The 21,740-nt window shown below is 69.1% G+C and carries 15 protein-coding genes and 4 pseudogenes; 10 read left to right on the top strand and 9 right to left on the bottom strand.

Annotated features, from left to right (window positions below; genetic code table 11):
• Positions 1-2 precede the first annotated feature (2 nt).
• Positions 3-3,122: pseudogene (locus tag ACZ7J0_RS31990) on the top strand (Tn3 family transposase).
• On the opposite strand, the gene ACZ7J0_RS31995 reads toward ACZ7J0_RS31990, so the two are convergent.
• The gene (locus ACZ7J0_RS31995) at positions 3,119-3,319 is read right to left on the bottom strand and encodes a hypothetical protein (RefSeq protein WP_470893271.1); all 201 of its coding nucleotides are present in this window, start codon (positions 3,317-3,319) and stop codon (positions 3,119-3,121) included. The pseudogene ACZ7J0_RS31990 and the gene ACZ7J0_RS31995 sit on opposite strands and share 4 nt — an antisense overlap.
• A 228-nt stretch (positions 3,320-3,547) precedes the next feature.
• Positions 3,548-4,558: a quinone oxidoreductase family protein gene (locus tag ACZ7J0_RS32000; protein ID WP_470893273.1), complete on the bottom strand. Its 1,011-nt coding sequence runs from the start codon at positions 4,556-4,558 to the stop codon at positions 3,548-3,550.
• A 257-nt stretch (positions 4,559-4,815) separates the two neighbouring features.
• Between ACZ7J0_RS32000 and ACZ7J0_RS32005 the strand changes: the two genes are divergently transcribed.
• On the top strand, positions 4,816-5,733 hold the full coding sequence (locus ACZ7J0_RS32005) for a recombinase family protein (protein ID WP_470893275.1): 918 nt from the start codon (positions 4,816-4,818) through the stop codon (positions 5,731-5,733).
• Here ACZ7J0_RS32005 and ACZ7J0_RS32010 read toward each other — a convergent pair.
• Both ACZ7J0_RS32010 and ACZ7J0_RS32015 read right to left on the bottom strand, forming a co-directional pair.
• A pseudogene (locus tag ACZ7J0_RS32010) lies at positions 5,723-6,058 on the bottom strand (LLM class flavin-dependent oxidoreductase); the annotation flags it as partial. The gene ACZ7J0_RS32005 and the pseudogene ACZ7J0_RS32010 sit on opposite strands and share 11 nt — an antisense overlap.
• A 97-nt stretch (positions 6,059-6,155) precedes the next feature.
• On the bottom strand, positions 6,156-7,094 hold the full coding sequence (locus tag ACZ7J0_RS32015; protein ID WP_470893276.1) for an NmrA/HSCARG family protein: 939 nt from the start codon (positions 7,092-7,094) through the stop codon (positions 6,156-6,158).
• Between the two features lie 107 nt (positions 7,095-7,201).
• Here ACZ7J0_RS32015 and ACZ7J0_RS32020 point away from each other — a divergent pair, with 107 nt between their 5' ends.
• Together ACZ7J0_RS32020 and ACZ7J0_RS32025 are read left to right on the top strand one after the other, a co-directional pair.
• Entirely contained in the window at positions 7,202-7,780 is a 579-nt protein-coding gene (locus tag ACZ7J0_RS32020) for a TetR/AcrR family transcriptional regulator (protein WP_470893278.1), read from the top strand.
• A gap of 30 nt (positions 7,781-7,810) precedes the next feature.
• Positions 7,811-8,142: pseudogene (locus tag ACZ7J0_RS32025) on the top strand (IS5 family transposase); the annotation flags it as partial.
• Between the two features lie 264 nt (positions 8,143-8,406).
• Here ACZ7J0_RS32025 and ACZ7J0_RS32030 read toward each other — a convergent pair.
• Positions 8,407-8,949, bottom strand: a complete 543-nt coding sequence (locus tag ACZ7J0_RS32030) for a pyridoxamine 5'-phosphate oxidase family protein (RefSeq protein WP_470893280.1) — start codon at positions 8,947-8,949, stop codon at positions 8,407-8,409.
• A 19-nt stretch (positions 8,950-8,968) separates the two neighbouring features.
• Complete coding sequence (locus ACZ7J0_RS32035) at positions 8,969-10,420, bottom strand: MFS transporter (protein WP_470893282.1); 1,452 nt, start codon at positions 10,418-10,420, stop codon at positions 8,969-8,971.
• A 115-nt stretch (positions 10,421-10,535) separates the two neighbouring features.
• Between ACZ7J0_RS32035 and ACZ7J0_RS32040 the strand changes: the two genes are divergently transcribed.
• A complete protein-coding gene (locus tag ACZ7J0_RS32040) occupies positions 10,536-11,486 on the top strand; it encodes a LysR family transcriptional regulator (protein WP_470893283.1) in 951 nt (316 codons plus the stop codon).
• Between the two features lie 176 nt (positions 11,487-11,662).
• Here the strand turns inward: ACZ7J0_RS32040 and ACZ7J0_RS32045 are convergent, their stop codons facing one another.
• Positions 11,663-11,854, bottom strand: coding sequence for a hypothetical protein (locus ACZ7J0_RS32045; protein WP_470893284.1), 192 nt, complete (start codon positions 11,852-11,854; stop codon positions 11,663-11,665).
• On the opposite strand from ACZ7J0_RS32045, the gene ACZ7J0_RS32050 reads away from it, so the two are divergent.
• Positions 11,832-12,266 (top strand): recombinase family protein, encoded by a 435-nt coding sequence (locus ACZ7J0_RS32050; RefSeq protein ID WP_470893286.1) that lies wholly within the window; start codon positions 11,832-11,834, stop codon positions 12,264-12,266. The genes ACZ7J0_RS32045 and ACZ7J0_RS32050 overlap by 23 nt on opposite strands.
• A gap of 193 nt (positions 12,267-12,459) precedes the next feature.
• The gene (locus ACZ7J0_RS32055) at positions 12,460-13,443 is read left to right on the top strand and encodes an L-threonylcarbamoyladenylate synthase (protein WP_470893287.1); all 984 of its coding nucleotides are present in this window, start codon (positions 12,460-12,462) and stop codon (positions 13,441-13,443) included.
• Positions 13,444-13,598: 155 nt separating this feature from the next.
• Here the strand turns inward: ACZ7J0_RS32055 and ACZ7J0_RS32060 are convergent, their stop codons facing one another.
• Positions 13,599-14,240, bottom strand: a complete 642-nt coding sequence (locus ACZ7J0_RS32060; protein ID WP_470893289.1) for a carbonic anhydrase — start codon at positions 14,238-14,240, stop codon at positions 13,599-13,601.
• Between the two features lie 597 nt (positions 14,241-14,837).
• Between ACZ7J0_RS32060 and ACZ7J0_RS32065 the strand changes: the two genes are divergently transcribed.
• Positions 14,838-16,928: a SpoIIE family protein phosphatase gene (locus tag ACZ7J0_RS32065; protein WP_470893291.1), complete on the top strand. Its 2,091-nt coding sequence runs from the start codon at positions 14,838-14,840 to the stop codon at positions 16,926-16,928.
• 940 nt (positions 16,929-17,868) lie between these two features.
• Here ACZ7J0_RS32065 and ACZ7J0_RS32070 read toward each other — a convergent pair.
• Positions 17,869-18,098: pseudogene (locus tag ACZ7J0_RS32070) on the bottom strand (IS5/IS1182 family transposase); the annotation flags it as partial.
• A gap of 964 nt (positions 18,099-19,062) precedes the next feature.
• Between ACZ7J0_RS32070 and ACZ7J0_RS32075 the strand changes: the two are divergent.
• Both ACZ7J0_RS32075 and ACZ7J0_RS32080 read left to right on the top strand, forming a co-directional pair.
• Entirely contained in the window at positions 19,063-19,740 is a 678-nt protein-coding gene (locus ACZ7J0_RS32075; RefSeq protein ID WP_470893292.1) for a peptidase inhibitor family I36 protein, read from the top strand.
• Between the two features lie 17 nt (positions 19,741-19,757).
• Positions 19,758-21,203: a phosphodiester glycosidase family protein gene (locus tag ACZ7J0_RS32080; protein WP_470893294.1), complete on the top strand. Its 1,446-nt coding sequence runs from the start codon at positions 19,758-19,760 to the stop codon at positions 21,201-21,203.
• Positions 21,204-21,740 lie beyond the last annotated feature (537 nt).

The raw sequence follows: 21,740 nt of genomic DNA on the forward strand, positions 1-21,740 counted from the left end.
TTCTGAGCGATGAGCAGGCTGAGGCGTACGGGACGTTCGCCGAGGATCCGACGAGGCCCGAGCTGGAGCGGTTCTTCTTCCTGGACGACGTGGACCGGGACCTGATCGCCCTGCGGCGGACGGAGCATCACCGGCTCGGCTTCGCGCTCCAGATGTGCACGGTGCGGTACGTCGGTCTGTTCCTGGAGGACCCGCTCGTTGTGCCGTGGCCGGTGGTCGAGCACCTGGCCGTGCAGCTCGGCATCGAGGACCCCTCGGTGGTCAAGCGGTACACGAGCGGCGTCAGACGCTGTACGACCACGCGTGGGAGATCCGGGACGCCTACGGCTACCACCCCTACGAGGACGCCGAGTGGGGCCGGCGATTCCGTACGTTCCTGCACGGGCGGGCGTGGACGCACGCCGAGGGCCCGAAGGCGCTGTTCGACCACGCGGTGGGCTGGCTGCGCCGTCACCGGGTCCTGCTGCCCGGGGTATCCGTGCTGGCTCGGCAGGTTGCGGAGGCGCGGACGGTCGCGGAGAAGCGGCTGCACGCCACGGTCGCGGCCGCCGCCCGCCGCGCAGACCCGGCGCTGCCCGGGGATCTGGTGGCGACGCTGAAGACGCCGGAGGGCTCCCGGTTCTCGGAGCTGGAGCGGCTGCGCCGGCCGCCGACGCGGACGACGGGCACGGCGTTCGCCCGCGCGCTGGAGCGGTGGACGAGATCGGCGCGTACCGGCTCGGGCGGCTGAGGCTGTCGCAGATCCCGCCGAACCGGATGGCCGCGCTGGCCCGGTACGCGCTGGGGTCGAAGGCACCGCTGCTGGAGCGGGCGGCGGAACCGAAGCGCACGGCGATGCTCACCGCGGTGATGCGGCACCTGGAGGCGAAGGCAATCGATGAGGCCCTGGACCTGTTCCAGGTCCTGATGGCCACCCGGCTGCTGAACTCGGCGAAGCGGAAGACGGAGAAGGAGCGGCTGTCGACGCTGCCGCAGCTGGAGAAGGCGTCACGGGTGCTCGCGCGGGCGGCGAAGGTGCTGTTCGAGGAGCTGGAGCTGGTCGAGGAGCAGGAGGCGGACCTGGACGTGGCCGCGCTGTGGGCAGCCGTGGAGGAAGTCCCCCCACGCGCTGCCGTGATGACCGCAGCGGCCACGGTGGTCTCGCTGGTGCCCGAGGACGAGAACTCGGCCGAGGTCGCCATGCGGGCCGCGCTCGCGAACCGGTACGCCACGGTGCGCCCGTTCCTCGCGTTGCTGGGCGAGTCGAAGGCGCTGGACGCAGCGAGCGCGGGCAAGCGGGTCCTGGCCGGGGTGCGCGGCCTTCCGACGCTGGCGCGGTCGGAAGGTGGGGGTCAAGCCGCTGCTGCCGCGCGAGGTGGACGACAAGCTGGTGCCGCCCGCGTGGCGCAAGGCGGTGTACGCCAACCCCGACCTGCCGCAGGGCGCGGCGGACCGGGACGCGTACGTGGTGTGCGTGCTGGAGCAACTGCACCGGGCCTTGAACAACCGCGACGTCTTCGCCTCGCCCTCGCACCGCTGGTCCAACCCGCGGGCCCGCCTGCTGGACGGGCCCGACTGGGACGCGGTCGAGGAGGACGTACTGGCGGCCCTGAGCCTGGACATGCCCGTCACCGAGCACCTGGAGGAGCTGGTGCGGGGCCTGGACGCCGGGTGGAAGCAGCTCGCCGAATGCCTGCAGGAAGCGGGGCCGGCGGCGAAGGTCTCCATCGAGGTGCAGGACGACGGGCGGGTGAAGCTGAACGTCGACAAGCTCGGCGCCCTCGGCGAACCGAGGTCCCTGACCTGGCTGCGCCAGCGGGTCGAGAAGATGCTCCCGAAGATCGACCTGCCGGACCTGCTGTTCGAGGTGAACGCCTGGACCGGGTTCCTCGGCGCCTTCGTGCACCTGGGCGACGGCACGACCCGGATGAAGGACCTGTCCACCTCGGTGGTCGCGCTGCTGGTGTCCGAGGCGTGCAACCTCGGCCTGGCCCCGGTGGTCAACCCCTGCTACGAGGCGCTGACCCGGGCGCGGCTCGTGCACCTCGACCAGTACTACCTGCGCGCCGACACCATCGCCGCGGCGAACGCCGCGCTGATCGCCGCCCAGGCAGACGTCCCGATCGTGCGTTACTGGGGCGACGGGCTGCTCGCCTCCGCAGACGGGCTGCGCTTCCAGGTGCCGGTGCGCACCATCAACGCCGCCCCATCGCCGAAGTACTTCGGGTTCAAGCGGGGCATCACCTGGCTCAACGCCGTCAACGACCAGGTCGCGGGCATCGGGCAGATGGTCGTCCCCGGCAACCCCGCGCGACTCCCTGCACATCCTGGACGCCCTGCTGAACCCGGACGGCGGGGTGAAGCCGGAGATGGTGGCGACCGACAACGCGTCGTACTCCGACATGGTGTTCGGCCTGTTCAAGGTCCTCGGCTACAACTTCAGCCCGCGGTTCCGCGACCTGGACGACCAGCGGTTCTGGCGGGCCACGATGCCCGGCGTCCAGACCGAAACGTACGGCGCGGTGGAGGACCTGGCCCGCAACCGCGTGAATCTGAACAAGGTGATCACGCACTGGCCGGACATGCTGAAGGTCGCCGGTTCCCTGGTCACCAACCAGGTTCGAGCCTACGACCTGCTGCGCATGTTCGGACGCGACGGCCGCCCGACCCCGCTCGGGGCGGCGTTCGCCGAGTACGGGCGGATCGCCAAGACCGAGCACCTGCTGCGAGTGGTCGACCCGGTCGACGACACCTACCGCCGTCAGATGAACCGGCAGCTCACCGTGCAGGAATCACGCCACAAGCTGGCGAGGGACGTGTGCCACGGCAAGCGCGGCACCATCCACCAGGCGTACCGCGACGGCATGGAGGACCAGCTCGGCGCGCTCGGGCTGGTCCTCAACGCCATCGTGCTCTGGACCACGAAGTACATCGACGCCGCCGTCGCCCAGCTCCGCACCGAGGGCCACGACATCCGCGACGAGGACATCGCCCGCCTCTCCCCGCTCAAGCACCGCAACCTGAACCTGCTCGGCCGCTACAGCTTCACCGCCAGCGTCCCGGCCGCCGGCGCCCTGCCCCCACTGCGCGACCCGGACGCGCCGGAGCTGGACGAGGACGACGACGCGGGCCAGCCGGACTAGTCGTGGCCGACCAGTGCGGTGATGAGCTTGCGGGCCCTCGCCTTGGTCAGCCGCTTCGCGGCCGTCGCGCACCGCTGCCGGGGAGCGCGCGGGGCAATGTCACTGCCCTTGATCACCTTGGCGAACTCGGCGTCGAACCGCTCCTTGCCGACCTTCTTGGCGAACGTGGTCAGGTACTTCACCTGCGTGGCGATCACTGGCTTCGTTTTGTGGTGAACTAGGTGTTCTGTCCCGGGAGGTTGTGGACGGGTGAGCCAGGTCTCGGCTGAGGGATCTTGAAGGGGTGTGACCCGGATGCGCCAGAAACCCGCCAGAACTTGATCTTGGCCTGCTGAGTGCCTGACGCTGTCGGGGATCTTGGTGATGACGGTCGGCCATGTCCTCGACATCTCAGTCTCCAAGATCCCCGACCTCGTCACCCGCGATCAGCTCTGCGTCCCCTCCCGGCGTCCAATAGCGGCCGCATCGGGTACGAGGAGCAGCTTGCCGGTGGTACGCCGAGCCTCCAGATCGCTGTGGGCCTGGGCGGCCTCGGACAATGCGTAGCGGCCCGTTATGGTGACCTCAAGCGCCTTGGAGCGCACCCACTCGAACACATCGGCGGCCCGTCGGAGCAGTTCGGACCGATCGGTGATGAAGTGCCCGAGGCTGGGCCGGATCAGGGTCAGCGAACCGCCGTCGGCGAGCCGAATCGGATCAAACGGAGGCACGGCACCACTTGCCGCGCCGAAGAGCACGAGATGGCCGCGGGTTCGCAGGCTGGCGAGGCTCGCATCGAAGGTGTGCGCGCCGACGCCGTCGAAGACAACCGGCAGTCCCTGACCGCCGTTGAGCCGCCTCACCTCGGCTGCGAGATCGTCGACTGCGGAGGAAAGGATCACCTCAGCAGCCCCGGCACGCTTCGCCAGCTCGGCCTTCGCCGTGGTCGACGTCGTGCCGATCACCCTGCCGCCGAGATGGGTGATGAGCTGGGTCAAAAGCAGCCCCATGCCACCAGCAGCCGCATGCACGAGCACCGTGTCGCCCCCCTTAACCGGGTAGGCGTCCTTGACGAGATAGTGCGCGGTTATGCCTTGGAGGAGCACGGCGGCGGCTGTCTCGAAGCCGATATCGTCGGGCAGCGGCACCAGCCGGGAGGAGTCCACGACGGCCCGCTCGGCATACGTGCCGGGAATCTCCACCCAACCGACCCGGTCCCCGACTGCGACGTCAGCGACGCCGGGTCCAACTTCGACGACCGTGCCGGCGCCCTCAGCGCCCGGGGTGAAGGGCAGCGGGAGGCTGTACCGGCCTTCGCGGTGGTAGACGTCGAGGAAGTTGACCCCGGATGCGGCGACCTCCACGATCGCCTCGCCCGGACCCGGCCGCGGCTGGTCCACCTCGGCCTCCTGCAGCACCTCGGGACCGCCCACTTCGTACACCTGAATCGCTCTCATGACCCCTCCAATAACGGCTTTCCCCCCACCAACCCCGTTGATGGCGATCCGATTCCCGGCAAGCAGACCAGCCCGCCGCCCCCGCCGAGAGCTCGCCTGTCGGCAAACGATCGTTTGCCGACAGGCGACCGAAGCGTCCAATGAACCGCCGCAATCCGGGGGTTCGCGGCGCCGGAATCCAATCAGATCCGATGGTGATTGCTGACAGGGTTTGACGACAGATAGGGTCCGATCCTCCGTACGGAAGGGGCCCCTCGGTGGCGAACCTGGTCTACAAGCGGGTCTCGACCGACCAGCAGTCCACCGCCCGGCAGAACCTCGTCCTGGACGCGGCCGGGATCGAGGACCCGGTCGTCTTCGAGGAGGACCCGGGAACCTCCAGCCGCCTCCACCCCCTCCAGCGCCCGAAGTTCCGCGAACTGCTCACGTACGCGCGGCCGGGCGACACCCTGCACATCTCCGAGATGTTCCGCCTCGTCCGCGGCACCGGCCACATCCTCGACTTGCTCGATGTCCTCCACCGCGACCAAGTGGCGCTGCGCATCCACGACGGCGCGTTCTCCGCGATGGACCTCACCGCCCGCCACCCCCGCACCGGCGAGCTGCTGTCCACCGTGAAGTTCACGGTGCAGACCCTCGCGGCCGCCGGCGAACTTCAGCGCGACCTCCAGCGCGAGCTGACGTACGACGGGCTGCGCGCCGCCGAGGCCAAGGGCAGCAAGGGCGGGCGCCGCCCCGCGCTTGCGGCCACGAAGACCGACGACGTACGCACCGCGTACCTGGAAGGGCGCTCCATCGCCGCCCTCGCCCGCGAGCACCGGGTCAGCCGCGGCGCCATCCGCACGGCCGTCGCCGACCTCCTGCCCGACCACACCGCCAACGAGGAGGACGCGCCCGCCCCGGAGCTGCCGGTCACCCTCGACATGCCGGGCAAGGTCGCCGACTACCTCCGCACCACCGAGCTGGAGCCCGCCGAGCGTGCCGCGCTCGACCAGGGGACGACCGTACGGCGCGGCCAGGGCTACACCCTGCGCGTCAGCGCCGTCCCCGCCGTGCACCGAAAGCTCCTCGCCCGCTGCCAGCCGCTCGACGGCAGCCAGGACCTTCCCGCGGTCCCGGCCCAGCGCAAGGCCCGCCGCGAGTACGAGAACAGGGTCAGCGCCCTCACACCCTGAACAAGATCGTTCTCACCGATAACCGCTGTACCGATGTTCCCCGAGGCCGAACTCCACACGGATCGAACCGCCCGGAAGCTACGGTGGCCGCGGACGCCCTGGGCCAGGCTGGCGTGGCTCTCCCACAACCGAGCAGGAACCGTCCGGGGTATGCCTCCTCCAGGGTGCGCTGCGCGGCGGCGGCCGTGACCGGGTCGCGGGCGTAGATGTAGGTCATGCCGGAGGCCACGGTGATGTGCCGGGTGGCCGCCAGGAGGATCGCGGCCTGCGCCATGGCCTCCATTCCCGTGATCTCGGGGAACCACAGAGTGCCGAAGCCGAGGTCCTCGACCGCGCGGCAGCCTTACGGACCTCGGGTGCGGAGAGGTGGTCGAAGTCCGCCGCCCAGATCCCGACGCGCCCGAGGCCGTGAGTGCGGGCGCTCATGCGTCCTGCCCGGCGGTGCGCGCGGAGTCGAGGAACGCGGCGATCTGGGACGCGCCGGTGCGCTCCAGCCAAGTGCTGAAGTCCATCGTGCCGGGGTGGATCTCCCGGGTGGCGGGGATGTCCGCGCGGTAGCCGTGCTCGTTGAGCCACTCGTTGGCGTAGGCGAAGTCTTCGCTCAGGGCCCGGATCGCGTCGATCGGGATCTGAACGTAGGGCAGCGGTATGCCGAGTGCCTGCCCGATTGCCGCGGCGATCTGAACCGGCGTGAGTTCGTCCCCGGCCAGGGAGACGGCCCGGCCGATCCACTCCTTCGGCTGGGAGAACGCCAGCGCGGTGACGGCGCCGACATCGTCGACGGCCATGATCTGCTGGGGGACCTCCGGAGCAAGTCCGGTGGACAGGTTCCCGTTCCGCAGCGCGTATCCGCCGGTGAAGTTCTCCATGAAGGACACCGGCCTCAGGATCGTCGCGGGCAGGCCGAGCGCGGCGACGTGCCGCTCGATCCGCCACTTGCTGACCAGATTCACCGGCAGCTTCTCCTCAAGGTGCCGGTCCGCTTCGGCGACCGAGGTGAAGACGAAGTGCCCGATGCCCGCGGCGTGCGCCGCCTCGGCGACGTTTACTCCCCAGCGGACCTCGTCGTCGGCGGTGAAGTCCGGGGCGGTGCCGGGCGAGCCGACGGTGGGCTGGACGCTGAACAAGCCCCAGGCACCCTCGGCCGCGGCTCTCAGGGAGTCGACGTCCTCCATCTGCGCCCGGACCACCTGTGCGCCGGCCTGCGCCAGCGCCGTGGCCTGCAGCCCGTTCGGGTCGCGCGTCAGTGCGCGCACCTGCCATCCGCCGCGGAGCAGGTGATGTGTCACGGCCCTGCCCTGCAGGCCGGTCGCACCCGCCACCACGACGGTCTTCTTCGTCAGCTTCACAATCATCTCCATCGCGTCCATGCGGAGGGGAGGCCAACCCGTAAGTGGGGTGGCCCTCCGTTTCTCGTTCGCTACGATATGGAGGACCACCCCGTTTATCAAGCGTCAGGAGAGTCCCCGTGCCCAAGGACGCCACCGCCCCGCCCGGCCGGCCGATGCGCGCCGACGCCCGCCGCAATGCCGAGAAGATCGTCGCTGCCGCCGGGGCCCTGATCGCCGAGCACGGCGCTGACGCCTCCCTGGAGGAGGTCGCCCGAAGCGCCGGAGTCGGCTCGGCCACCCTGCACCGCCACTTTCCCTCCCGGGAGGCGCTCCTGGAGGCGGTCTTCAAGGACCGGGTGGAGGCCCTGTGCGCGAAGGCGGGCGACCTCCTCGCCGAACCCGACCCGGGCCAGGCGCTGACCACCTGGCTTCACGCCGTTGGCGCGCACGCCGTGGCCAACCGGGGCCTGGGGTCTTCGCTGATGCGGGACGGAGACCCGGCGCTCGGCGAAACCTGCCACGAAATGATCACCAATGCCGGAGACGCCCTCCTTGCGCGCGCCCAAGCGGCAGGCGCCGTGCGCGCCGGGATCACCATCGCCCAACTGCTCAAGCTCGTAGGCGCCATCGCGCTGGCCACCGAGCGGGAGATCGACGGCCCGGCCGAGGCCGACCTCCTGCTGTCGATCGCCATCGACGGCGTACGCGCACCCTGACCCCTGTCCTCACAAACGGCCCTTTGCGCCCTGAACCAGGCCGCCACCGAACACACCGACATCCGCAAAATCTGGGTCGATGTCGGCTACCGCCAGCACCTCGTCGAGCACGCCGCCACCCTCGGCATCGATATGGAGAGCCCGCAAGCCCGGGACCAGGGTTTCACCCCGATCCGGTCGAGCGAACCCACGGCTGGCTGATGCTCCACCGACGCCTGGCCCGCGACTACGAATCCCTGCCCAGCCGGTCCGAAGCCCTGGTTCACATCGCCATGACCGACCTCACGGCCCGCCACCTCACCGGCGACAACACCATCTCCTGGCGCGACCGAAGAAGGCCGCCAGAGGCCATATCGGGATGAAGCATCGGGCGAAAACGACCTCTCACAGCTTGTTCGGAGGGTTCTGTCTCACGAACGCGTCATTTCCTGCGGAGGGGACGGCGCATCCTCTCCCCCCCAAGTTCCGGGCTGTTCCCGGCGCGGCTTCGGACCGTCCTGGACCCGCCGCGGCCGTGATCACGGCCGTGACACCACCGCCCCCACGGCCGCCGGAGCGGGAACCACGCGTGAGAAGGACGGATGACCCCCGTCGGAGCGGGGGTCATCCGTCCTTCTCACGAGGATTCAGCAGACGGCCGCCTTGGCCGAGTTCCTCGGGGCGGCGGACGAGGTGATCGCCGGGGCCGGGTCCTTCCTCCGCCACAGCGTGCTGCGCAGATCGGAACCGCGGACGAGCTGTATGCGCCAGGGATCGATCCGCAGCACGTGGTAGACGGGATCGTCGGGACCGCCACGCCAGTAGTGGACCGGGTCGTAGCCCACACCCGGCGGACCGCCCCGCTTGTACAGGTCCCACGCATGAAGCCTGGATTCCTCGTCGTCGGCCCAGGTGGTGACGCTGTCCACGAAGACCGCGTTCTGACGGGGATTCCAGTACGCGTACGTCGTGTGCGGGTTGCCCGCGAGGTGCGCGCTCTTGACAGGGGTCCGGTACGCGGCGAGCCAGCCGATCGGCTCTCCGTCGACGATCTCCCACACGGGCAGCAGCACACGAGCGCGCGGGCGGTGCTGACGGTCGACAGTGACCATGGTCGCGTACTTGATGTCGCGGATGTAGTCGAGGAAGGAGTCCTGGATCTCGGAGAACTCGCTGACGGTGTCGGCCATGAGTCTGTCCTTTCGAGGATCAGCGGGAGACGGGGGCGTTGATTCGCTCAGCGGCAGCGTCCACCGCGGCGGACGGCTCGCCGCCGCGTCGGGTGCGCAGGCCGAAGGCGCTGATGACAGCGGCGGCGACCGATGCCGCGAAGGGGACGAGCAGACCGGCCCGGTAACCGTCCAGCAGTGCGGAAGGAGTCTCCGCGTGCGTGGCGGCCACGCTGACGGCGGTGACTGCGGAGAGCCCGAGGGCGGCACCGAGCTGGAAGGCGGTGTAGAGGAGACCGCCCGCGAGCCCCTGCTCCTCCTCCGCGATCCCTTCCGTGGCCACGATGGTGAGCGGGCCGTACGCCAGGGAGAACGCGAGGCCGAGAATGATCAGGCTCGGGAACATCGCCGCGTAGCTCCAGTCCGCTCCCAGCGGGAGGAACAGCCCGTAGGCGAGCACCGCGAGGAGGAGCCCCCCGAAGATCACCTTGGCGGTGCCGAAGCGGTTGACCAGCCGTGGGGTGAGGGTCGGCGAGAGAATCGCGTCGACCCCGATGACCAGCATCGCGAAGCTCGTCTGCAGCGTCGACCAGTCGCGCAGTTCCTGGAGATACAGCACGACCAGGAACTGGAAGCCGAAGAACCCGGCGGCGAACAGCATCGCCGAAAAGTTCGCCCGCGCCAGGGAGCCGTTGCGGAAGATACCCATGCGTACCAGGGGCTCGGGGGAGCGCCGTTCGATGACGAGGAAGGCCGCGAAGAATGCCAGCCCGGCCAGCAAGGTGCCGGCGCTGGCGGTGATCCCGGCGTGGGCCGCACGCTCGACGCCCAGCACGATCAGCACGAGGGCAGCGGTGACGGTGAGCGCGCCGGCGGCGTCGACACGCTTACCGGATCGGTCCGGGCGCGCCGACTTGGGGACGAACGCGAGGGCCGCGACGAGGATGAGGAAGGAGAGCACGACCGGGGCGAAGAGCACCCAGCGCCAGCCGACAGTGGTGAGCAGCCCACCGGCGACCAGGCCGATCGTGAAGCCTCCCGCAGCGGTGCCCGAGTAGATGAGCAGGGCCTTGTTCCGCTCCGGACCCTCGGCGAAGCCCGTGGTGATGATGGACAGACCCGCCGGGGTCATGAAGGCTGCGGCGACGCCCGTGATGAACCGCGCGACGATCAGCATCCATCCCTCGGTGGAGAATCCGCCGAGCCCGGAGAACAGCAGGAAGACGGTGAGCCAGAAGACGAACATCTGACGGCGTCCGAACAGGTCGGCTGCCCGTCCGCCGAGGAGCATGAAGCCGCCGTAACCGAGTACGTAGGCGCTCATGACCCACTGCAGCTCGCCGGTGGAGAGTCCGAGGTCGGCGCGGATCGACGGCAGTGCCACATTGAGCATGGCGACATCGATGCCTTCGAGGAAGATCGCGCCGCACAGCACGAGCAGGATGCCCCACTTGTGTGCGCTCAGCCCGCTCGAAGTACTCAAGGCACTCATGACGATGAACTCCTTCCGGAGTGGTGGGTGTTGGTGGTGCCTCAAGCTTTCGCCACGCCCCGGACGGGAACAACAGCGATGATCGCAACGTTCGGTCAGCCAGGCTTACCGATCCATGTCCCATGCGATCCCGGAGAAGTACGTGGACCAGAACGAGCTCGAATGCTTTCTCGTACTCGCCGAAGAACTGCACTTCGGCCGTACCGCCAACCGCCTGCGCCTGTCCCGCGCCCGGGTCAGCCAGCTCATCCAGAAACTGGAGCGCCGCGTCGGAGCGCCTCTGTTCACGCGCACGAGCCGCCGCGTGGCCCTTACCAGCCTGGGCAGCCGCCTCCGTGACGACCTCAAGCCGCACTACCGCGGCATCGAGAACGCCCTGGCGCGTGCCGTCGCCTCGGCACGCGGCATCGAAGGAGTCCTGCACGTCGGCTTCTCCACGCCCTTGGCCGGCGAGATGGTGATGAAGACGATCGAGAAGCTGCGCATCACCCATCCCGAACTCACCGTCGAGGTATGCGAGGTGCCGCTCTCCGATCCGTACGGAATGCTACGAAAGGGCGATTTCGACCTCCAGTTGACGGACTTCCCTGTGCGCGAGGACGACCTGACCCGCGGCCCCACACTCCTCGCCGAGGACAGGGTGCTGGCTGTCGCGGCCGGGCATCCCCTGGCCGGACGGGACACGGTGACGCTTGAGGAACTGGCCCGTGTGCCGCTGCTGACGATCGCGGGAGACATCCCGGAGTACTGGCTGGAGCATCAACTGCCGACGCGCACACCCAGCGGCAGGCCGATCGCGCAGGGGCCGTCCGTCACCAACTTCCAGGAGGCTCTGACACTCGTCGCCGGCGGCAAGGGAGCCTTGCTGTCAGGGGCCCACATCGCCCTCTACCACGGCCATCCCGGTATCTCCTACGTCCCGGTGGAGGGAGATAAGCCCCTCGGATACGGCCTGATGTGGCGGTCCGACGGCGGCAACCGGGCGATAGAACTCTTCGGTCGCTTAGCAGGCGAGATCGCACGGGATATGGCTCCGGCCGATCCCAGGAGAGCGATACCCGGCTGATCGGCCACCCCGGGGTGTCAGCCCTGGGTGATGAAGTCCTCGGCCGAACCGGCCTCCCCGTCGACCGGCTGACGAGGCAGTGGGAAAAGACAGGACAAGCTGCAGATGGCCGGTACTTCTGAGAGGTCTTTTTCACCTCGACGGACCTTGTATAGGACGATTCTCGGAGTGTGAAATTAGCGGTTGATGCGGTCGGTGTGGTGTTGGCCGGCCAAGGCGTCGAGGGCCTCGGCTCGCTCCCGCAGCCGATCGGCGATCGGCTCGGGGACGACGGGCGAGGCGGCCTCGGCCTTGAGCCGTGCGGCCTCCTCGCGCATCTGGTCGGCGTGCGAGTCGGTGCGGGTGATGTTCGCGCGGGTGATCTTCACGGTGCACGAGATGAAGCGCCTGGGCCGAGGCGCCGCCGAGCTCCTGGCCATTGCCGAGGACCTGCGCCACCTCGACGTCCAGCTCGAACTCCTCACCGGCCCCCTCCAAGGGGTATACGACCCCTCCGGGCACGGCGCCGCCTTGTTCGCGTTCCGCCGGGAGCGCGAACACATCCGGGAGAAGTCCCTCGAAGGCCAGGACTCCGCCCGCGAGCGCGGCCGGCACGGCGGACGCCCGAAAGTCGTCGACGACGACATGGCCGCCTACGCCCGCAGCCTGCGGGCAGGCGGCGTCCCCGTCCCCAAGATCGCCCGCAAGCTGGTCATCACCTCGGGTAAGAACCAGGGCAAGCGGCCCTTGGTCGCCAACGTCTACCGCATCCTCGCCGAGGACGCCGACGGCATGGTCTGAACATCACACACGGCTGCTTTGCGGGTCCTGTCCGAGATTGGCGAGATCGGAGTCCGGGGCCGTCCTGGCGGTGTTCCCCTGCGCCGCCGTGACTGCTCTCGTGCGTCCGGACTCACGCGGTGCCGTCGGCGTTGGTTCGTTGTCATGCGCCGACGGGACCACGGAGAGCGGGATCAGTGAGAGGATTGCGAGGGTGACGGCAAGAACCAGTGACATCGAAAAGGCAGCTGGTGTGCTGCGCGCCGGAGGCCTGGTGGCCTTCCCGACCGAAACCGTCTACGGCGTGGGCGCCAACGCAGAGGATCCCGCCGCCGTCGCGCGGATCTTCCAGGTCAAGGGGCGCCCGCCCTCCCACCCGCTGATCGTCCACATCGGCGGTGCGGAGCAGCTGGGCGACTGGGTCGAGGACGTGCCCGCGACCGCGCGCCTGCTGGCCGAACACTTCTGGCCGGGGCCGCTGACGCTGGTCCTGCGGCGCGGTCGCCGGGTGCCCCTCGAAGCGACCGGTGGCCTGGAGACCGTGGCCGTGCGCGTGCCCGACCACCCCGTCGCGCTCGCGCTGTTGTCGGCCTTCGGCGGCGGTGTGACGGCCCCGTCCGCCAACCGGTTCGGCTCGGTCAGCCCCACCACGGCGGACGACGTCCGTGCGGAGCTCGGCGATGGAGTCGACTTCGTGCTGGACGGCGGCCCCTGCGAGGTCGGCGTCGAATCGACCATCGTCGACGTCATGGGCGAGAGCCCGAGCATCCTGCGGCCGGGCGGGGTGACGCGCGAGGACCTCGAAGCGGTGCTGGGGTACCCGCTCGCGGTCCCAACGGCGAGCCGCGTCCGGGTTCCGGGCCAGCATCCTTCCCACTACGCGCCGCGTGCGCGGGTCGTCCTCGTCGAGCCCGAGAAGGTCGTCGCCGAAGCGGAGCTGGCGCAGGAACTGGGGCACCGGGTCGGCGTCTTTCTTCCTGCCGCCTTCGCCGACGCTGAGGTGAAGGCGCACGCGGTGGTGGCGGTCCCCGGTTCGCTGGCCGCCTACGCGCGCGGGCTGTACGGGTTCCTGCGCGAACTCGACCAGCAAGGATGCGACCTCATCATCGCGTCCCTGCCGGTGGAGGAGGGGATGGGACTCGCGATCGCCAACCGGCTCCGCCGCGCCGCCGGACCCCGGCCCTCCTCAACCCGCTAGCGTCCCTCGACAGTGATCACGGTTCCCACCCGTGGCACCCCTCGCAGTCCGCGGAAAAGGGCCAGGCTTGCACGAGGTGCGGGATAGGCAGCGTGACCGGCTCCGTGGGCGATGCACGGCGTGACGTGGCTGTGCAACGGCCGGCGGAGCTCCGGTCACGATGCGGAGTCGGCGGTGACGTCCAGGCCGCGGGTGGTGACCAGGTGGGCGCTGCCGTCGGTCAGCCGGTAGGACAGGCCCACCACGGCGGTCTGTCCGGCCTTCACGTGGTCGGCCAGCACCCGGGAGCGGTCCAGCAGCAGGTCGACGGTGTGCCGTACGTGCTCAGCTATGACGTCGCTGTCCTCGGTCAGCCCGTCGGCGCGGGCGGCCAGCACGCTCGGCGTGACCCGCTCGATGACGTCCCGCACATACCCGGGCGCGGCCACCCCGTCCTCCACCGCCGCGCGGGTGGCCGCGACCGCGCCGCATGAGTCGTGGCCGAGGACCACCACCAGGGAGCAGTTCAGCACGCTCGCCCCGTACTCGATGCTGCCCAACACCTCCGGCCCGGTCACGTGGCCCGCGGTGCGGACGACGAACAGGTCACCGAGCCCCCGGTCGAAGATGATCTCGGCGGCCAGGCGGGAGTCGGAGCAGCCGAACAGCACCGCGAAGGGGTTCTGGGCCGGTGCGATTTCGGAGCGGCGCGCGGCGTCCTGGTTGGGGTGCTCCGGTGTTCCTGAGACGAATCGCTGGTTGCCGGCCAGCAGCATCTCGAAGGCTTGCGCGGGAGTCAGTGTCGGGGTGTCAGTCATGGCCGCAGACTACGACCAGGCCCAGGTCACCGCGCCATGAGGGGTGAGCCCCGCCGCTGCCCGTTGGCAGTCCCAGACGCCGGGCCAGGGCGGCCTCAGCCCGGACCCTCAACGCGCGGCGGAGCCACTCACCCCGGTGCAGCTGTACGCGCTGCCCGTTGATCCGCTCCACAGCGGACCTCCTCGCCGATCAGCCCCCGGCCGACCAAAGCAATCCAGCCGGTGCCGAAGCGGCTGACCGTCCGGCTGGCGGTGCATGACGTACGGGGCAGCTGTCGCGCGGGGAGGGTCGTGGTGTGCAGGTCATGCCGCCTTCGAACTGCTTGCGAATGCGGGAATCCCAGGTTCACGGAAGCCTGGAATTGCAAGTAGAAGGTTGATTCTCCGCCGAGACGCCGGGTGGCGCGTCGGATTCGATGTTGCTATTGCGATGGGCCAGGGCACGCGGCCCGGGTGGTCCAGCCGACGGCGGAAAGGCCGGAGGCCTGCTGCTGCCTGCGAAGGGCCGGTGGAGGAAGGATGCAGGGCACCTGACTCGGATACCGCTCAAAGTCGGGAAGGCATTGCTGCCGCCGGCTCGCGAAGGGAGGACCTGGCATGCCTGGGGAATCTCTTTGGGTCGATGGAGACTGGTCAGATGGCGGCGACGCCCGGCCGAGGGGTCTGCTGGATGTGCTCAGTGTCGCCGCGGTGGTACTGGACGCCGGTGGGCGGATCGTGTTCTGGAGCCCGCAAGCCGAGGTGCTGTTCGGGTACACCGCCGATGAGGCCCTGGGCCAGTACGCGGGACAGCTGTTGGTCCACGAGGAACATCTCGAACTGGTGATCAAGCTGTTTACCGAAGTCATGGCGAGCGGGCAGAGCTGGGCCGGTGCCTTCCCCGTCCGCCACAAGGATGGCAGCACCCGGCTGGTGGAGTTCCGCAACATGCGGCTGCTGGATGACCTCGGGGAGGTCTATGCCCTCGGCATCGCTGCCGACCACACCACCGTTCAGCGAGTCGAGACCGATCTCGCGTTGTCGGAGCGTCTGGTCTCCCAGTCCCCCATCGGCTTGGCTCTGCTGGACACCGACCTGTGCTACCGCCTGGTCAACCCCGCGCTTGAGCGCATCGACGGCATCCCGGCCGCGGAACACTTCGGCCGCCACTTCAGCGACACCCTGCCCTTCCTTGACGTCGACACCATCGAGTCGGCGCTGCGCCAGGTCCTGACCACCGGCACTCCGCTGCTTGACCAGTACGCAGTCGGCTCTACGCCCGCTGACCCGGACGAGGACCGCGCCTGGTCTCTTTCCTTCTACCGGCTCGAGGACCCTGGCGGCCGGGTCCTGGGAGTGGCGACTTCCGTGATCGATGTCACCGAGCGTCACCGTGCGGCCGCCGAAGCGGATCGCGCGCGGCGGCGCCTGGCCCTGATCGCGGATGCCTCCGCCCGTGTCGGCACCACCTTGGAGGTGGACCGCACCGCCCGTGAGCTGGCCGACGTGACCGTGCCCGAGCTCGCCGACGTGGTCACCGTAGACGTCCTCGACTCGATCCTCGCCCTGCACAGGCCCGGCGCACCGGCCAGCGGCCCGGAACTCTTCCGGGCTCTCGCGGTGAAAGCCGCCTACCCCTCCGAAGCGGCCAGCGCCCCGGACCCTCCGGGAAGCCTCGCCCGATATGGCGCCGATCGCCTGGTCACCCTGTGCGTCCACACCGGCCAGCCCGTCCTCGTGCCGCATGTCGGCCAACGGGACTTCGCGCGCATAGCCCGCGACGAGGACGCCGCAGCGCGCCTTGCCCGGGCCGGTGTGCATTCCTATCTGGCGGTGCCGCTGATCGCCCGCGGCGAGGTACTCGGTGCCCTGGGTCTCCTACGAGCCCGCAACCCACTTCCCTTCGATGGGGACGATGCCATTCTGGCCAGTGAGCTGGCAGGCCGAGCCGCCGTCAGCATCGACAACGCCCGCTGGTACCAGAGCGTGCGCAATTCCGCCGTCACCCTTCAACGAAGCCTGCTACCGGGCCGCCCGCCGCCCCTGCCTGGCCTGGACGTTGCCTCCCGCTATGAGCCGGCCCAGGCCTCCAGCGAGGTCGGCGGCGACTGGTACGACGTCATCCCCCTGAACGGCGACAAGACCGCACTGGTGGTGGGCGACGTGATGGGCAGCGGCATCGACGCCGCCGCGGCCATGGGCCGCCTGCGCACCGCCACCTGCGCCTTCGCCGACCTCGACCTCGATCCCACCCAAGTACTCCAGCACCTCGACAAGATCACCGCAGGCCTGGAGCACTACATCGCCACCTGCCTATACGCGGTCTACGACCCCGTCCGTGCCCAGTGCCGCATTGCCAACGCCGGGCACATGCCACCCGCCCTCATACACGCCGGAAGACCCCCGGAACTACTTGACCTGCCCACCGGAGCTCCGCTCGGCGTCGGCGGCATCCCCTTCGAATCCACCACCATCCCCCTGACAACCGGCGACCAGCTCGTCCTCTACACCGATGGGCTGATCGAAACACGCGACCAGCCCATCGACCAGCGCCTGGACACCCTCCTCCATCTCCTCGACGGCCCTCCGCTGCGCCCCGAAGAGCTCTGTGACCGGCTCCTCAACGCACTACACCGCCCGGAGGATCACGATGATGTCGCCCTGCTCGTCGCTCAGTTCAAGCCTCATTACCAAACGCGCGTGCCATGAACTCCCCACCAGCAGCTCAAGCTGGGGCACGGCAGGTCGCAGCCTTGGAGCGGCAGGACCAGATACCGGCGGCGGGGCGCGTTGGTGATCGTTGTCCGGCATGCGTCGTCGTCTGGAAGCGGCAGGTCCGCGCCCGCAAAACCCCTTCGGGTAATAGAGGACGCGCGGGCCGTCGACCGGTCACACTCAAGCGAGTTCTCCGTCGCCGACCCGTCGGCACCCGAGAATTCGACCAGGCTGCGATAGGGCATGCCGGAATTGGCGCACCAGGCCGGCTGACTGAAGATCGTCCTCAGTCGTGCGCCTCTCCGTCGCATTCATTGTCATAGCCGTCCGGCGTGCCGCCGCAGTGCGGGCAGCCTCAGGACCGATTGTTGGAACTGACGCCCCGGTCGGGGACCTCAGCCCCCTTGCGCGGGCGCAGGGCCGGCGACGCCCCACCGGAGGCCCGGGCGTCGCCTGTGTCGCGTCGCTGACGCGTACGCCCAGGTTTTGCTTCGGCTCCTGTGTCGCGTATCAGCACAGTGAGTGGTGGTCACTTTGGTCGCGCCCATCGGCACCTTCGTCCCCCTCACCGTGCTGATCGCCATCGGGCCGGACGGTGTGGACGTCCTCCGTGACCCGTGCGCACTTCAGGCGCCGGTCGACACGATCACTGGTTTGGGTGGTCTCGTGCATGCCTGGCGACCATCTCGCCTTCACGGCGACAGGCCGGTTGCGCACTTTTTCCATCCCCTGGAGGACCGGCGCTCACGATGCCTGCGGCCCTGTTGCGGGCATCGGCCTGGGCAGGCGCCGTACCGAGTTGTCGATCTTCGAGGGTGAGAATAGCCAACGATGCGATCCCGGACCTTGGAGCCCCGGGTGGTGGCCTTAACAACTATGGCTTCGGCTCGGTCTGGCGTGGGGCGGTGAGTTGGGTGTGGCGCTTGGCAAAGCGGTTGCCGTCTGCGTCCAAGTGGACCTTGGTGGTCAGCCCTCCGCGGGACCGACCGAGGGCATGGTCCTCCGGCTCCCCGGCCAGCGCCCCCTTTTTCGGGCCCCGCCCGCGTGCTGATGGGCACGGACGATCGTTGAGTCGACCGCTACGACCCAGCCGAGATCCCCGTCGGCGTCCGCCTGGGCGAGAAGATTGGTAAACACCCGCTGCCACGGGCCGTCGATCGCCCACTCCTGCTGGACCTCCTTCGCGGAAAACCACTACAACGAGGCCGACAAGCTGGACCCGAGGAACGGCAAGCAAAGGCCGGAATGCGAGGGGCGGTCGCTGGCGGTCAGCAGGCCCGGGTGACTGGGTAGCCCCCCGACGAGCACGGCCTGGGACAGAGCCCGCACAGGTGCCAACACAACGCTCGTACGCGGCCCGCAGGCATTTCCGCGGGCAAGGAGTCTGGACGGCATGCCCGTTGACGCCGGCCCGGAGACACGCGGCATCGACAAGCCGGACATCAATCCTTCGCATTCAATCGGCTACAGACAGCAGTCTCCAGGTGCTGGTCGTGGCCCCCGAGACGCCCGCGGACCCGCACCGCCCCGCTCCCCAGACCGCCGCCATACGGCAGCTGTTCCGCGCGGTGATGAGGTCTGGAAAGTGGTGCTGGATCAGGCTTCCGCGTTGGGACTGCAGGAGTGTCGGGCCGCTCTGCCGGGCGGGTGAACAGCAGGCATCTGCATCCTCGAACTTGGCCTCGGACGCGTGCCCGCCGGGCAGAACGCCTGGGCCGGGGAGGGTCTCCCGGCCTGGGCGAGCATCGGGTCGGCGTTTAGAGGTCCGGACGAACCCTGAGCGGACACCCGGTGCGTTTCCCCGAAGGTAGGGTCCTGCCGTGGCATGCAGGCATGGCCGCCAGCGAAGATGCCCGTCGTGACCAGTGAGCAGAACCTCGTTCCCCTCCGCCCGACGCACTCGTGTGCGTGGTGTTCGGTGCGTGTGGCGATGGGTGTTCTGGGCGGGATGATCGGTCTGGGCGGGGCGGAGTTCGCCTGCCGCTGAGCATTAGCGGATCCGCGCCCGCGTCGAGCGGCGTCCCACCTGCCCTCGCGCCGGACCGCCTCGCGATCACCCGATATCGTCAGTTGAACTGACATACCATTTGGAGTCTTCTCTGTGAAACGCTCTCTGGCATGGGCAGTCATGGGCATCTCGCTCGTAACGCTCGTGCTCTCCTCGCTGTCCGTCTCCCGGGCCAGTGCAGCCGAATGGCAGAGCTGTGACGCCGGCCGTCTGTGCATCTACACCGACGCCGACGGCCAGGGCACGACGCTGTCCTTCGGCCCGCAGGCTCCGGTCCAGCTCTACTCCGCCGAGTGGGATGACAAGGTCAGCTCGGTGCACAACAACTCCCCGTACTGGGCCTGTGTATACCGGGACGGCTACTACGGCGGCACCGTGCAGGCGCTGCGCCCCGGCTACCGCGGCAATCTGGCCGACACCAGCACGAATCTGAACGACCAGGTCACCTCCCACAAGATGGCCAAGTCCAAGGCAGGCTGTTTCACCGGCTTCGAGCGCTGTGACAACGGCTACCTGTGTCTGTTCACCGAGCCCGGCGGCCGCGGCGCGATGACCGCGACGCAGGGCGACGTCACCCTGTACAGCCAGGGATTCGACGACCGGGTGGTCTCAGTCGCCAATTACACCGACAAGCACGCCTGTTTCTACCCGGACCCCGATTTCACGGGCTCGTGGAGTGACAGCGGTAAGACCTACGGCAAGTACGTGGTGCTCAGATCGGACGCGACGGTCATCCCGCAGCCGTACGCGGCCGGTTTCACCTCCCACAAGCTGGTCACCGGGACGAGCCAGTGCTGACCACCGAGGAATCCACCGTGAACAGCAGCACCCAGCGCACCATCAGGAAGCGCGCCGTCAAGCGAGGCGCCGCGGCGCTCGTCATGGCCGCGTCGGTCATGGTCACCCCCTACTCCGTCCCGGGCGCGGCTGCCGCGGAGACGGGCCTGACCCTGGCCGTGCTGGAGTCCGGCTCGAAGAAGACGGTCGACACCACTGTGGCGGGCGTCACCCGGACCACGTACTCGGGCGGCACCGGACCCTGGAACGTCAACGTCGTCGTGATCGACCCGGACAAGGCTCCCCTGACGCTGAAGGGCACCTACGGCAGCGGACTGTCCACCTCCCAGACCACCTCGTCAATGCTGCAGGGCGTGTCCGTCAACGCACTGCGCCAGCCCCGGGCGGGCGTCAACGGCTCTTTCTTCGACGGCAATGTCAAGAACCCGTCCGCCAACACCTACGACGGTGACGTGAGCGGCATCCTGGTGCGCGGCGGGAAGCTCGTCAGTGAGGCCGTCAAGGGCAAGGGCAGCAAGCCGGTCGGCTCCGCGCTTGTGCTCCAGCACGGCCGGGCCTACATCACCGAGCTGAGCACCACTCTGACGGTCAAGCCGAAAAACTCTGCGGTCGCCGCGCGTCAGCTGGACGGCATCAACCGGATACCGGGGCGCATCGCCCACTGCGAGGGCCGGGACTCGGGCGAGACCATCGACGGCGACGGCGTCTGTTGGGACACCTCCGAGATCGTTTCCTTCACGCCGGAGTACGGCGCGTCCACGCCGACCACCGCGTTCATCACCACCGCCAACGACCCCGACAACCCAGGCGCCGAGGGTCCGATCAGCACGGACGAGGGCATCGAGGTCGTCCTCGACGCCCACGACAAGGTCACCGCCTGCTACGACTCGGCCCTCGTCACCGCCCCCACGTGCCAGCGCGGCAACCGGGGCGGGCGCACCGTGCCCGTCGGCGGCCGCATTCTCCAAGGCATTGGCGGGGGCGCGGACTGGCTACGCGCCAACGCGCCGGCCGGCACCGAGCTGGAGCTTCCCGAGACCGTGACCGACACCCGCTTCGGTGACACTTTGGCCCTCGAGCCCTCGATGTACATCACCGCAGGCGGTGACCTGCTGATGCGGGACGGGCAGATCGCCTACACGCAGCCGACGAACGCCGACGGCACTGCGGTCGTCCCCGACGCGGCGCCCCGTACAGCGGTCGCCACCGACGGGTACGGCCGCACCCTCCTGTTGACCGTCGACGGCAGGCACACCGCCATCAGCAAGGGCGCCACCCGACTGGAGCTCGCCACGCTCCTGAAGGACCTCGGAGCAGTGGACGCCCTCAACATGGACGGCGGCGGCTCCACCACGCTGGTGTGGCAGAACGCCGTCGCCAACCACCCCTCGGACGGCACCGAACAGGAACGCCCCGTCGGCGACTCGGTATACACGGGCGCCGGCGGCTACCCCCTGCCATAGCCCGCACCGAGACATACGAGACTCGGGCGGCCGGGGCCGGTACGGCGCCAGCTTACGGGGCCTGGCAGGGCGCTCACATTACGAAGCAACCAGCGCCTCAAGTTGACGAGTTACCAAACCGGATAGTCAGAACAAAAGGGCGAATCCACTTTCGAGTATCGCGCCAGGGCTGCGGCGAGTAGCCGAATTCCAGGGGCCACCGGTGACGGGCCCGTATAGGGCCCCTACTTTGCTCGTCGGTCAACTCTAAGGCCTTCCCCTCCGTGCGTGACTGCTTCACAGCCCGCAGCGCTGTCAGGTCGATCGCTGACCGGGGTTCGTCCTGCGGCTCCGGGCGGTCGGGGTCGGCGTCCTGGTGCGCGAGCAGCAGCTCGGGTATCGCCACTTGCTGGGTGTGCGGCGACGTCGTCCCACGGCGGTGGCGGTGCCCAGCTTCTCCCGCACCACCGCCCCCGCGAGGACCGCCCGGTCGTAGCTCAGCGGGATTCGGGGTATCGCCCACTGCCCCGGCTCCGGGCCGGGGCCGGGGCCGGAGCC

Source organism: Streptomyces sp. NPDC038280 (assembly GCF_055600045.1).